This is a genomic window from Micromonospora sp. DT41, from assembly GCF_049841715.1.
Classification (GTDB): domain Bacteria; phylum Actinomycetota; class Actinomycetes; order Mycobacteriales; family Micromonosporaceae; genus Micromonospora; species Micromonospora profundi.
In genome coordinates, this window is the sequence record NZ_JBNCKU010000011.1 from 268,602 (window position 1) to 281,457 (window position 12,856).

A 12,856-nucleotide genomic window follows, 5' to 3' on the forward strand; every position below is an offset into this window, starting at 1 on the left:
ATGCGCATCACCGGGTATCGAACCCTGACGACCGTCCAACAGTGGGGTCGGCCCGTCGGCGACGCCAACGGCGTGCTTCCCCACGGCGTCACCACGGTGCCGATCGTCATCGTCGAGACCGACGAGGGGATCAGCGGCGTCGGCCTGGGGCCGGACGTGGAGATCGAGGCGATCTTCGCAGCCATCGACGGGGAGGATCCCCGCGCGGTGACCACCCTGTACGACCGGATGCTGCGGCAGACGTTCAAGGCCGGCCACGGGGGCCTCGTGTTCGGGACCGTCGGCGCGCTCGACACCGCCCTGTGGGACATCAAGGCGCAGGCTGCCGGCGAGCCGCTCTGGCGGCTGCTCGGTGGCCGGGACCGACAGGTTCCCGCGTACGCCTCGGGTCTGGACATCGGCCTGAGCGACGACGAACTCGTCGCGGAGTACGAGGTCTACGCCGGGTACGGCCTGCGTGCCGCCAAGCTCAAGGGTGGCCTCGACATCGAGCGGGACCGGCAACGGCTCGCCCTGGTGCGCGACGTGCTCACCGAGGCGGGCCACGGCCGTCGACCCGGCCTGATGCTCGACGTCAACGAGGCGTGGTCACGCAAGCAGGCCGTCCGGCACGTCTGCGAGCTGGAGCGCACCATCGATCTGGTGTGGATCGAGGAGCCGGTGCGGCGGTGGGACGCCGAAGGTCTGGCCGCCGTCGGTCGTGGTGTCCGCGCGGCGGTCGCCAGTGGCGAGAACCTCACCGGACTGGAGCAGTACCGGCCGTTGATCGGTGCGGGCGCCCTCGACATCGTCCAGTCGGCCGCCGTCTGGGGGGTCACCCACTTTCTGCGGGTGGCCGCCCTGGCGCACGCCCACGATCTGCCGGTGAGCCCCATCGGCAACAGCCCGATCGGTCTGCTGCACGCAGCGACCTCGGTCCCCAACCACCTGGTGAGCGAGTTGCAGGACCTGCGGCCGCCGGTGGGCCTCGACGTCGACCTGCACATCGAGGGCGGCGCCTTCGTCCTCGGCGACGCGCCGGGGCTCGGCATCCGGGTCGACGAGGCGACGATCGTGGCCGCCGGTCACCGGCCGGGCAGCCCGAGCGCGGACAGCCCGAACGTCCGCCCGGAACGGGCCGGCCTGCGGCTGCTCGCGGAGGCCGACGACGCCTCTGCCGCGCCGGCGCTGCGGGTCGAGTCCCTGCTCGCCGACGCCGTCGCGGCCCACCAGGACGCCGCACCCGTCCGGCGTTGATCCCGCCGGGCCCACTCCGGCCCGGAAACCCGCCATCACCGAAAGGACCCCGAGTGTCATCCTCGCTCGTAGCCTCCAGGCGGACATTGGCGGCGCTCGCCGGCACGCCGACGGCTGGCGCCCGGACCGGGCCGCTCACCACGCCGGCCGGGACCACCCGGCCGAACCGGCCCAGCCCGACCCGGGCCCGCATCCTCGGATCGCGGACGCGCGGCAACAGGGCAGTCGTCCGACCGTACGCAGCGGCGGAATCCCACCACGTCGAGACGGAGCAGCGGTGAAGGCAGTTGTCTACCGGGGGGCACGGGACCTCGCAGTCGAGGATCGAGCCCCGCAGGCGCCCGGTCCCGGGCAGGTACGCATCGAGGTGGCGTACACCGGGATCTGCGGCACGGACCTGCACATCTTCCACGGCGACATGGACGCGCGGGTGGGCGCGTCGGCGGTTCTCGGGCATGAGATGTCCGGCCGGATCGCCGCGATCGGTGAGGGTGTGACCGGCTGGTCGGTCGGGCAGGCCGTCACGGTGATGCCGACGCGCGCCTGCGGGCGTTGCCCGGCGTGCCGCCGGGGCGACTCGCACATCTGCCATTCGATGGATTTCCTTGGCATCGATTCGCCAGGTGCCATGCAGTCGTCGTGGACGGTCCCGGCGGATCTGGTGCTCGCGCTTCCCGACGATCTTCCACTTGACCACGCGGCGCTCGTCGAGCCGGTGGCGGTGGCGGTGCACGACGTCGGCCGTGGGCGGGTCGTGCCGGGCGAGCAGGTGGTGGTGGTGGGTGGCGGGCCGGTCGGTGTGCTCATCGCCGCGGTGGCCCGCGACCGTGGCGCGCAGGTGGTGCTCGTCGAGCCGGACGGCTTCCGCCGGTCGGTGGCTGCCGGGATCGGGATCGAGGCTGTCGATCCGGGGTCGACCGACGTGGTGGCGCTTGTGAACGAGCGGACCGGCGGCGCGGGGGCGGATGTGGCGTTCGAGGTGTCCGGCTCGGCCGGCGGGGTCGGCACTGCCGTCGACGTGCTGACGACCCGTGGCCGGTTGGTGCTGGTGGCGATCCACCCGCAGCCACGTCCGGTGAACCTGCACCGGTTCTTCTGGCGTGAGTTGGAGTTGGTGGGTGCGCGGTTGTACTCGCGGGCGGATGTGGCCGAGGCGATCCGGCTCGTCGCGGCGGGGGTCGTGCCGGCCCGGGAGCTGATTTCCCGGGTGCTGCCGATCGAGGAGGTCACCGACGCGTTCGTGGCCCTGGAGGGTGGCGGGGGCGTGCTCAAGGTGCTGCTGGACTGGCGGGAGGAGGGCCGATGAGCGCGTTGTTCGACCTTTCCGGACACACCGCGCTGGTGACCGGCGCCCGGCGGGGCATCGGCCTGGCGATGGCGGAGGCCCTGGCGCTGGCCGGTGCGGACGTCATCGGGGTGTCGGCGCAGTTGGAGTCCGAGGGCAGTGCGGTGCAGCAGCGGGTCCGGGCCGCTGGTCGCCGGTTCACCGGCTTCCGGACGGACCTGGGTGACCGCGCGGCGGTCTACCGACTGGTCGAGGACGTCGCCGCGCTCGGCCCGGTGGACATCCTTGTCAACAACGGTGGCACGATCGGTCGCGCACCGGCGGCGGATCACCCCGACGAGATGTGGGATCGGGTGGTGCAGGTGAACCTGTCCAGTCAGTTCGTGTTGAGCCGGGAGATCGGTCGACAGATGGTCGACAGGGGCCACGGCAAGATCATCTTTACCGCCTCGCTGCTCAGCTTCCAGGGCGGTATCAACGTGGCGAGCTACACCGCGGCGAAGTCCGGCCTGGCCGGACTGACCAGGGCACTTGCCAACGAGTGGGCGGGTCGTGGGGTGAACGTCAACGCCATCGCACCCGGCTACATCGCCACCGACAACACCCAGGCGCTCCGCGACGACCCCGACCGCAACGAGGCCATAGTGGGCCGGATCCCGGCCGGCCGGTGGGGGCGTGCCGACGACCTGGCCGGCGCCGTCGTCTTCCTGGCCTCCCCGGCCTCGGACTACGTGCACGGCACCGTCCTGCCCGTCGACGGCGGCTGGCTCGGCCGATGATCGCCACGCAGCTGGCCGGACGACCCGGCATCGTCGACGCACACCACCACCTCTGGATCCGCGCCCGGCACCCGCAACCGTGGATCGACCCGCACACGATGGCCGCTATCGACAACGACTTCACCGCTGCGGACCTCGCCCCGGTGGCACGCGCCGCAGGCGTCACCGAAACCGTCGTCGTGCAGTCCATCGCCTCGGTGGCCGAGACCGAACACCTGCTGGGCGTCGCTGCCGACGACCCCCTGATCGGCGGTGTCGTCGGCTGGGTGGACCTCAGCGCCGACGACATCGACGAGCGCATCGACCGGCTCCGTGCCGCACGCGGCGGGCAGCGGCTGGTCGGCATCCGCGATCTGGTCCAGTCCGAGCCCGACCCCGCCTACCTCGACAGGCGTGACGTCCGGCGGGGCATCGCGGCGGTCGGCGCCGCCGACCTCACCTTCGACCTACTGGTCCGGGACCGCCAACTGCCCGCCGCCATCCGGCTCGTCCGGGACCTGCCCGAGGTGTCGTTCGTCCTCGACCATCTGGGCAAACCCGCGCTCGGGCAGCGGAGCCTCGGCGACTGGCCCGGCGACCTGCGGGCGCTCGCCGCCCAGCCGAACGTCACGGCGAAGCTCTCCGGGCTCGTGACCGAGGTGGACGGGCCGTCCTGGTCGGCCGCGGACCTGCGGCCCGCCGTCGACCACGCCCTCGACGCGTTCGGCCCGCACCGCCTCATGTTCGGCTCCGACTGGCCGGTGTGCCTGCTCGCCAGTTCGTACACCAGGTGGGTGGAGGTGCTCGCCGAGCTACTGGAACCGCTCGGCGACGCCGAGCGGGCGGCGATCTGGCGCGACACCGCACGCCGCGCCTACCGGCTGGGGGAGTCGTGACGCCCCGGGCGCTGCCGCGTCGGCCCGGGGTCCGACTCACCGCCCTGGGCTTCGGCGCCGCTCAGGGCGGAAACCTCTACCGGGCGACCTCCGACGACGAGTTCGCCGCCGCCGTGGACGCCGCGTGGGCGGCGGGCATCCGATACTTCGACACCGCGCCGCACTACGGGCTCGGGCTGTCCGAGCGGCGCCTCGGCGCTGCCCTGCGCTCCCGCCCCCGCAACGAGTACGTGGTGTCGACGAAGGTGGGGCGGCTGCTCGTACCGTCGCCGGAGACCGCACAACAGCGCGACGCCGAGGGCTTCGACGTGCCGGCCGACCACAGGCGGGTCTGGGACTTCAGCGGCGACGGTGTACGCCGGTCGTTGGAGGCCAGCCTGGAGCGCACGGGCCTGGACCGCATCGATGTGGTCTACCTGCACGACCCCGACGAGCACTGGGAGCAGGCGGCCACCGAGGCCGTTCCGGCGCTGGTCCGGCTGCGCGACGAGGGCGTCATCGGCGCGATCGGCGCGGGCATGAACCAGTCGGCGATGCTGGCCCGGTTCGTCGAGGAGGCCGATGTCGACGTCATGATGTGCGCCGGTCGGTACACGCTGCTGGAGCAGGGCGCGCTTGCCGACCTCCTGCCCGCCGCGCAGGCCCGTGGGGTCGGCGTGGTGATCGCCGGGGTCTACAACTCGGGGCTGCTGGCCCGGGACCGGCCGCCGGCCGACGCGGTCTACAACTATGAGCAGGCCCCACCGGAGGTGATCGAGCGCGCCCGGCGGATCGCCGACGTGTGCGAGGCCCACGGCGTGACCCTGCCGCAAGCGGCACTGGCGTACGTCCGCCAGCATCCGGCCGTCGTCTCGACCGTCGTCGGCCTGCGTGACGCGGCCCAGGTGGCCGAGACGCTGCGCCGGTCCGAGGCCGACGTCCCGAACGAGCTCTGGCCGGCGTTGCGCGCGGCCGGGCTGCTCGGGACGTAGACGCTCGCCTGGCGACGGGATACGCCGGCCACCCGAGGATCGGGTGGCCGGCGCCGTCCGTCATACCGCTGTGAACCGCCACTGCTGGTTGGCGGCGGTGTGGCAACCCCACTGGAGCAGCCGCGCCCCGTCAGCAGTGGAAGCGCCGTTCACATCGATGCAGAGCCCGCTCGGCACGCTCTTGACCGTGTAGACACCAGTGGTGGCAGTGGCCGTGACGAGGAACTTCTGCTGGTTGGCGTTGTTGCACGTGCTCTGTTGCAGGAAAGCACCCTGTGCGGTGGACCCGCCGACGACGTCGAGGCACTTACCGCTGTGCACCGCCTTCAGATAGACGGCCCCGCTGCCGGCGTCGACGGCCTGCCACTTCTGGTTGTTGCCACCGGTGGCCGCCCACTGGGTGATCTGGGCGCCGTCGGCGGTGGAGACGCCGCTGACGTCCATCAGCTTGCCGCTGTGCTGCGCGGTGAGCGTCCAGGTCTTTCCCGCCACGCCGGTGCCGGTCCCGCTGCCGGGAACGCCGACACCGGAACCCCCGAAGGTGTACGCGTCGAGATCGAACCAGTTGTTGCCGCTGCCCTTGAACACCATGTAGAGCGTCTGTGTGCCGCCGAGGGCGGCGACGTTCACCGGTGCGGTGGACTGGTAGTTGTCCCAGCCACCGGTGCTGGGCACCGTCGTCGTGGCCAGCAGCGTGCCCGTCGGCGAGCCGGCGCGTAGCTCGATGGTGCCGCCACCGGACGGCGACGACAGCCGGTAGCTGACGTTCGTGATACCCGACAGGCTCATCGGGTTGAACGCGATCCAGTCGTTGTTGGAGATGTCGCCTACGCGCTTGCCGCTCTCCGCGGCGGACTGTTCGACGACCCGCACACCGGACTGGCTGCTGTAGTACTCGGCCTGCTTGTGCTTGGGTTGCAGGATCACCTGCGCGGTGCCGGTGAGCGGTGCCGCGCCTCCCGCGCCGCCGCTGTCGGTGTACCTGGCGTTCAGCACGTAGAACAGGTTGGCGCCGTCGGGGTGCCCACCGAGCAGGTCGGTGGAGATGGTGCCCGAGCAGCCCGGATACTCGGTGGTCTCGTGGGCGTGGTCGTCGTGACCGAGCGCCGGGTTGAGGACCACCTTCGAGCAGTCGACAGTTCCGCCGTCCGGGTCGGTGACGGTGATCTGGTACGACACCTTGTCGCCGAAGGTGAGCATGCCTCCGTTGGGCGGGGTGGTGATGGTGACCACCGGAGCGCTGTTACCGACGGTGATCTGGACGTTGGCGAAGCCCGTCTTGCCGGTGTTGTCGGTGACCTTCAACTGCGCCGTGTAGTTGCCGTTGGTGGTGTACACCTTCGACGGGTTCGCCGCCGTGGAGGTGGTGCCGTCGCCGAACGTCCACTGGTAGCTGAGCGTGTTGCCCGGGTCCGGGTCGGCAGTGCCGGCGCTGCTGAACTGGACGGTCAGCGGCGCGCTACCACTCGTGGGCGTACCGGTGGCCTTGGCGATCGGTGACCGGCCGCCCTGGATGTAGTCGATCCGGTAGAGCCCGGAGTCGCTGTTGCCGCCGCCGAAGTTGGTGCCCCACTCCAGCAGGTAGAGCGAGCCGTCCTTGCCGAACTCCATGTCCATCGGCTTGTTGAACCGGGCCGTGGGCAGGAACGGGTTGGTGCGGGTCACCGCCGTGGCGGAGTCGAAGTGCACCTCCTTGATGTAGCTGCGCGACCACTCGTAGAAGAAGTGCACCCCGTCGTAGTAGGGCGGGAACTTCGTGGCCGACGGGTTCGCCGCGTCGTAGCGGTAGACCGGCCCGCCCATCGGCGCGGAGCCGCCGGAGCCCAGCTCCGGGAAGGTCGGCGAGGTGCCGTAGCCGTACCACATGTTGGGTGCCACGACCGGCCGCAGGCTGGTCAGGCCCGTGTTGTTCGGTGAGTTGTTCACTGGTGCCGAGCAGTTGAACTTCGCGCCGACCACGCCGGTGTCCGGGTTGAACGGCGCGTACGGCTGGTTGTCGCCGTGGCAGAACGGCCAGCCGTAGTTGCCGGGCGCCTTGATCACGTTGAGCTCGACCAGGCCCTCGGGGCCGCGGTTGGTGGTGGGCGGGTTGCGGTCCGGTCCGTAGTCGGCCAGGTAGACCCAGCCGGTGGCCGCGTCGATCGAGAAGCGGAACGGGTTGCGGAAGCCCATCGCGTAGATTTCCGGCTTGGTCTGCGCGGTGCCCTGGGCGTAGAGGTTGCCCGTGGGGATCGTGTAACCGCCGCTGGCCTGCGGGCGGATACGCAGCAACTTTCCGCGCAGGTCGTTGGTGTTGCCGGCGGTGCGGGCCGCGTCGAGGTTGGATTTGCCGGAGCGCCAGTCCAGCGGAGCGTAGCCCTGCCAGTTGGGGTCGAGGTTCGGTGGCGTGTCGTCGCCGGTGCCGATGTAGAGGTTGCCGTCCGGGCCGAACTCGATGTAGCCACCCGTGTGGCCGGGCTCGGGGAAGGTGCGGTCCCGGTACGCGGGGATGTCGATGAGCCGCGCCTCACTGGACAGGTTCAATGTGTCGCCGCTGAGCGTGTAGCGGGATACCCGGTTGACGTCGGTGCTGCTGCTCGCCGGTGAGTGGTACAGGTACACGTACCCGTTGCTGGCGAAGTTGGGGTCCAGCGCCATGCCGGTGAGCCCGTCCTCGCCTCCGGTGTAGACGCTCAGCGTTCCCGCGGTGACGGTGCTGTTCGTGGACGGCTTGAAGATCTTCACCTGGCCACCGCGCTGGACGTAGATGACCCGTCCGTCCGGTGCCACGGCCATCGCCATGGGGTCGACGGTGTTGTCGTCGAGGGTGCGCTTCTCGAAGTTGCCCCAGACGGTGCCGCCGCAGTCGCCGGGCAGGTTGCCGGCGGCCCACTTCACGCCACCGAGGACGTGGTTGCGGAAGTTCGTCTCGCTGTAGGACTCGGCGGCGTGGCCCATCGCGGTGGCCCACACCCGTCCGCCACCGGCGTTGCGGCACCAGGAGATCGGGTGGTCCGGGCCCATCGCGCGGGAGCCCGGGTTGTACGTGCGCTCGTCGGCGGTCACCAGGACGTGCACGTTGCCGCGCGGGTTGGTGTCGAAGTTGTACCACTCCTCGCTGCGCTGCCAGCGATCCGGCAGGCCGACCGTCGAGGGGTGCTGCTTGTCGGCGACGATGGCGGTGCCGGGCAGCACGCCGGGGGAGTGCTCAGGCATGTGGGCGCCGCCGTTGATGGTCTGGTCCCACCACGGATATTCGGCCTCGATGCCCATGTCTGTGGCGTTGTGGACTCCGACGATGCCCTTGCCACTGGCGAGGTAGCCCTCGATGGCCTGGCGTTGGGCGGCCGAGGTCCAGACCATCCCCGAGGTCTGGAACATGATGACGACGTCGAACGTGGCCAGGTTGGCGGGCGTGAAGACGCTCGCGTCCTCGGTCTGCACCAGCTCGAAGTTGTTGGCGGCAGCCTGCTGCTGGAACATGCTGATCCCGGCGGGGATCGAGTCGTGCCGGTAACCGGCTGTCTTGGTGAACAACAGGGCGCGGAAGGCCGGGGCCGCCGATGCTGGCGGGGCCAGGCCGAGCACCAGCATGAGGCTGGCGATCATGCCCATGATCAATGTCTTGCGACGCATGCCGTCTCCTAGGTCGGGCGGGCAACGGGGGGTGCGACCACGTGCCGGACAGCGCGTCAGGTTGTGTCTGGACACGTGTGGGCACGAGTGCTGGTCGGTCTTCGTGCCGTCCGCCGAAACGGCAGTCAGGCCCGCGGAACGTCACACAGCGTGAGATGGGCGGTGTTGCCGTCCTGCGGGTGTCGACGTCAGGATGAGCTAGGCATCGACATATGTCAATAAATCGGGAACATCCGATCTTGTCGGACGGTGAGGTGGGTGCGCCCGACGCCCGCGCGTCGACGTCACTGGCGATGCAAGGCGTGAGCGGTGGCTGCGGCTGTGGATCGAGGATTGCGCCGTCGCATCCAAACATCTATCTTCATACGTGTGATGTTTCGTCGATGTCAAGGAAATGTTTGCACCATAAGACCGTAAGGGGCCGTGGCGGGCTGCGAAAGTGCGTCGCGTCCGTACGCCGAACGGCCTCCGATCTCGCCGATGACTACTATCTGTAAAGGGCTCCCGGGATGTCAGATCCACGGCCGGCGCCGCTGCTCGCCCTGCGGGGCATCGGCAAATCCTTTCTCGGGGTCCGTGTCCTCGACGGTGTCGACATCGATGTCGCGCCCGGCGAGGTGCACGCCGTCGTCGGCGAGAACGGCGCTGGCAAGTCGACCCTCATGAAGATCGTCTCCGGCGCGTACGCCCCGGACGAGGGCGCTGTCGAGTTCGACGGCCACGTACGCGCGTTCCGTGGCCCGCGCGACGCGCAGCGGGCCGGCGTCGGCATCATCCACCAGGAGTTCAACCTGCTGCCGGAGCGGACGGTCGCTGAGAACGTCTACCTCGGCCACGAGCCGACCCGCCGCGGGCTTGTCGACCGCCGCGAGATGCTCGACAGCACCAGGCGACTGCTCGCCTCCATCGGAGAGACCACGTTGCCGGCCGACGCCCCGGTGGGGCGGCTCGGTGTCGCCCAACAGCAGGTCGTCGAGATCGCCAAGGCCCTCGCCCTGGACGCGCGGCTGCTCATCATGGACGAGCCGACGGCGGCCCTGGCCGACCACGAGGTCGAGTTGCTCTACGGGCTGGTACGCCGGCTCCAGGAGCGGGGCATCGGCCTGCTGTACGTCTCGCACCGGCTCACCGAGGTCTTCGACCTGTCCAGCCGGATCACGGTCCTCAAGGACGGCCGCCGGGTGACCACCGTGGACACGTCAGCCACCACCGCCGACGAGTTGGTGCGGCACATGGTCGGCCGGGAGCTGTCCAGCTACTACCCGGCCCGGGCCGATCCCGACGACGTCGGCCAGGTCCGGCTGACGGTCCGCGACGCGGGAAACCGGAAGCTGCGGGGCGTGACCCTCGACCTGCGTGCCGGCGAGGTCCTCGGTGTCGGTGGATTGCAGGGCTCGGGTCGGTCTGCGCTGGCCCGCGCGCTGTTCGGGGTGGCCCCGTTCACCAGCGGCGAGGTCACGCTCGACGGCAGGCCGGTTCGGCTGCGTTCGGCGCGTGCCGCGATGCGGTCGGGCATCGCCTACGTCACCGAGGACCGCAAGGGGGAGGGGATCGTCGCCCGACAGTCGGTGCTGGACAACGCGTTGCTGGCCAGCCGGGCCGTCTTCGCGACCCGGTCCGGTCGTGCCGCACGGACGATCCGGGTCCGTGAGTTGCTCGCCGCCGTCCAGGTCCGCTCGGCCGGCGACGACCAGGAGATCAGGTTCCTCTCCGGCGGCAACCAGCAGAAGGTCGTCCTCGCCCGCTGGCTCGCGATCAACCCGAGGATCCTGCTGTTCGACGAACCGACCCGGGGCATCGACGTCGGCGCGAAGTCGGCAATCCACGACCTCGTACGCAGTCTCGCCCGCGACGGCGCCGCCGTCCTGATGATCTCGTCGGAGTTGCCCGAGCTGCTCGGCATGAGCGACCGGATCATCGTCCTGCGGGACGGTCGCGTCGCGGGTGAGTTGCCCGCCGGTGCGACAGAGGAGGACGTCGTGGCCCTCGCGGTGGGCACCGTCCGGGAGGCAGCCCAGTGAGCGCGAGGAGTGAGCCGGGGTTGCGAGCCCCGCAGTCGCGAGCCGAGGTGGTCCAGTGAGCGCGAGGAGTGAGCCGGGGTTGCGAGCCCCGCAGTCGCGAGCCGAGGCGGTCCAGTGAGTGCCCTCTCGCTCCTGCCGGCGCGGCGTCCCGTTCCGGGTGTGTTCGTGGCGCTCGCCCTCACCCTGGTGATCGGCTGGCTGGTCGTCCTCGCCGACGGCGGTCAGCTCTTCAATCCGTCGACAACTGTGAGCCTGTTGCACGTCGCCGCAGGCCTGGGGCTCGTCGCCGTCGGCCAGACGCTTGTCATCCTCGGTGGTTCGCTCGACCTCTCGGTGGCGTACGTGATCAGCCTGAGCACCCTTGTGGGTGCGGAGGCGATGAGCGGCAGCGACGGCGCGGTGCTTCCGGCGATCGGGCTGGCGCTCGCGGTCAGCGCCGCCGTCGGTCTGCTCAACGGGCTGCTTGTCACGAAGCTGCGGATCAACGCGTTCATCGCGACCCTCGGTGTCGGGCTGTTGCTCAAGGGCTATCTCGACAACGGCTACGACGGTCCGGCGGGCGAGACCGCGCCCGCGCTCGTGCGAACACTTGGGTACCAGCGCGTCGGTCCGGTGCCGGTGTCGTTCCTGCTCCTGCTCGTCGTCACCGGGGCGGTGTGGTTCGCGCTCACGCGTACCCGCTTCGGTCATCACCTGGTCGCCGTGGGCGGCGACCCGGAGGTGGCCCGGCTGTCCGGGGTCCGCAACGACCGTGTCCTCGTCACCGCCCACGTGCTGTGTTCGTTGTGCGCCGGCCTGGCCGGGGTCTACCTCGCCAGCCGGCTCGGCTCGGGCGCACCGCGGGTCGGCACCGAGGGCCTCTACGACCTGGAGTCGATCGCGGCCGTGGTGCTCGGCGGCACGGCCCTGGCCGGCGGGCGTGGCGGTGTCCTCGGCACTGTCGGAGGTGTGCTGCTGCTCGCGAGCATCGACGCCATCTTCAACCAACTCGAGGTCGACGCCTTCTTCAAGCAGGTGATCCGGGGCGTCATCATCATCGCGGCGGTCGCCGTCTACGCCCGACGTGCTCTCCGAAAGGCGGGGTCCTAGCCGTGCGGATCGCCGAGCGCCGTGCACTGCCACTGCGGATCCGCACCGACGGGGTCGTGCCGATCGCCGCGATCCTCGCGGTGCTGCTGATCCTCGTCGCCGCGGTGCAGCCCGACTTCCTCGCGCCGCCGTCACTGATGTCGTTCCTCGGTCGTTCGGCGCCGATCATCCTGCTGGCCGCCGGTCAGTACTTCGTGATCGTCTGCGGGGAGTTCGACCTGTCCGTCGGGTCCCTGGTCACGGCGCAGGTCGTCGTCGCCGCCCGGCTCATCGACAGCGAGCCGTCGCGCACCTGGCCGGTGGTCGTGCTGCTGCTCGTCGGCGGTGCGCTCGTCGGGCTGGTGAACGGCCTGGTCACCACTGTGCTGCGGGTGCCGTCGTTCATCACCACCCTCGGCATGTTCCTGATCCTCGTCGGCGCGGTGTACCTGTGGTCCGACGGCGCACCCAAGGGTGGCCTCTCCGAGGAGTTCCGCCGCTTCGGCCGGCGGGCCATCGAGGACGTGCCGCTGCTGGGCCGGATCCCGTACGCCCTGCTCGTCCTGGTGGCCGTGGCGGTGCTCGCCGTGCTCCTGATGCGCTCCGACTTCGGCCGCACGCTTGTCGCCGTCGGCGACAACCCGCGCACCGCCGAGCTGAGCGGTGTACGGGTCGGGCGCACCAAGACGATCGCGTTCATGCTCAGCGGCCTCGTGGCGGCGGTCGCGGCGATCCTCCTCGGCGGCTACAGCGGCGTGTCGTTCCAGGCCGGCGTCGGCCTGGAGTTCGGGGCGATCACGGCCGTCGTTCTCGGCGGGGTCGTGCTCGGCGGCGGTCGCGGCTCGGTCGTCGGCGCCATGCTCGGCGCGCTGACCCTCGAGACGCTCTTCGCGCTTATGAACTTCACAGGCGTCTCCGGCGCCCTCAGATCAACCGTCCAGGGCGCGATCATCCTGCTTGCCGTGGCGGTCTCGGCCCTGCGTTCTTCCTCCAGATAAAAGGAGAC

9 protein-coding genes are annotated in these 12,856 nt (G+C 70.4%); 8 read left to right on the plus strand and 1 reads right to left on the minus strand.

The features are described from left to right. The 5 genes from ACLQ23_RS21910 (at position 1) to ACLQ23_RS21930 (ending at position 5,146) form a co-directional block, all read left to right on the plus strand. The gene (locus ACLQ23_RS21910; RefSeq protein ID WP_355591555.1) at positions 1–1,236 is read left to right on the plus strand and encodes a mandelate racemase/muconate lactonizing enzyme family protein; all 1,236 of its coding nucleotides are present in this window, start codon (positions 1–3) and stop codon (positions 1,234–1,236) included. Positions 1,237–1,513: 277 nt separating this feature from the next. After that, positions 1,514–2,542 (plus strand): zinc-dependent alcohol dehydrogenase, encoded by a 1,029-nt coding sequence (locus tag ACLQ23_RS21915; protein ID WP_425881021.1) that lies wholly within the window; start codon positions 1,514–1,516, stop codon positions 2,540–2,542. Next, positions 2,539–3,300: an SDR family oxidoreductase gene (locus ACLQ23_RS21920; RefSeq protein WP_425881022.1), complete on the plus strand. Its 762-nt coding sequence runs from the start codon at positions 2,539–2,541 to the stop codon at positions 3,298–3,300. The genes ACLQ23_RS21915 and ACLQ23_RS21920 overlap by 4 nt, the downstream gene beginning before the upstream one ends. Further along, a complete protein-coding gene (locus tag ACLQ23_RS21925) occupies positions 3,297–4,175 on the plus strand; it encodes an amidohydrolase family protein (RefSeq protein WP_355632131.1) in 879 nt (292 codons plus the stop codon). The genes ACLQ23_RS21920 and ACLQ23_RS21925 overlap by 4 nt, the downstream gene beginning before the upstream one ends. Further along, the gene (locus tag ACLQ23_RS21930) at positions 4,172–5,146 is read left to right on the plus strand and encodes an aldo/keto reductase (protein ID WP_355591543.1); all 975 of its coding nucleotides are present in this window, start codon (positions 4,172–4,174) and stop codon (positions 5,144–5,146) included. The genes ACLQ23_RS21925 and ACLQ23_RS21930 overlap by 4 nt, the downstream gene beginning before the upstream one ends. Before the next feature lie 60 nt (positions 5,147–5,206). Here ACLQ23_RS21930 and ACLQ23_RS21935 read toward each other — a convergent pair whose 3' ends face one another. Further along, positions 5,207–8,761, minus strand: coding sequence for a ThuA domain-containing protein (locus ACLQ23_RS21935; RefSeq protein WP_355632128.1), 3,555 nt, complete (start codon positions 8,759–8,761; stop codon positions 5,207–5,209). Positions 8,762–9,270: 509 nt separating this feature from the next. Here ACLQ23_RS21935 and ACLQ23_RS21940 point away from each other — a divergent pair. From ACLQ23_RS21940 to ACLQ23_RS21950, 3 genes are all read left to right on the plus strand, one after another. Continuing rightward, the gene (locus ACLQ23_RS21940; RefSeq protein ID WP_355632126.1) at positions 9,271–10,782 is read left to right on the plus strand and encodes a sugar ABC transporter ATP-binding protein; all 1,512 of its coding nucleotides are present in this window, start codon (positions 9,271–9,273) and stop codon (positions 10,780–10,782) included. Between the two features lie 114 nt (positions 10,783–10,896). Further along, positions 10,897–11,871 (plus strand): ABC transporter permease, encoded by a 975-nt coding sequence (locus ACLQ23_RS21945; protein ID WP_053656771.1) that lies wholly within the window; start codon positions 10,897–10,899, stop codon positions 11,869–11,871. A 2-nt stretch (positions 11,872–11,873) separates the two neighbouring features. Further along, the gene (locus tag ACLQ23_RS21950) at positions 11,874–12,848 is read left to right on the plus strand and encodes an ABC transporter permease (protein WP_355591531.1); all 975 of its coding nucleotides are present in this window, start codon (positions 11,874–11,876) and stop codon (positions 12,846–12,848) included. The last annotated feature ends 8 nt before the right edge of the window (positions 12,849–12,856 follow it).

Bases quoted from the DNA above. Each gene is read 5' to 3' on its own strand.
- ACLQ23_RS21910 (WP_355591555.1), top strand. From the start codon at position 1: ATGCGCATCACCGGGTATCGAACCCTGACGACCGTCCAACAGTGGGGT.
- ACLQ23_RS21920 (WP_425881022.1), top strand. From the start codon at position 2,539: ATGAGCGCGTTGTTCGACCTTTCCGGACACACCGCGCTGGTGACCGGC.
- ACLQ23_RS21925 (WP_355632131.1), top strand. From the start codon at position 3,297: ATGATCGCCACGCAGCTGGCCGGACGACCCGGCATCGTCGACGCACAC.
- ACLQ23_RS21935 (WP_355632128.1), bottom strand. From the start codon at position 8,761: ATGCGTCGCAAGACATTGATCATGGGCATGATCGCCAGCCTCATGCTG.
- ACLQ23_RS21940 (WP_355632126.1), top strand. From the start codon at position 9,271: ATGTCAGATCCACGGCCGGCGCCGCTGCTCGCCCTGCGGGGCATCGGC.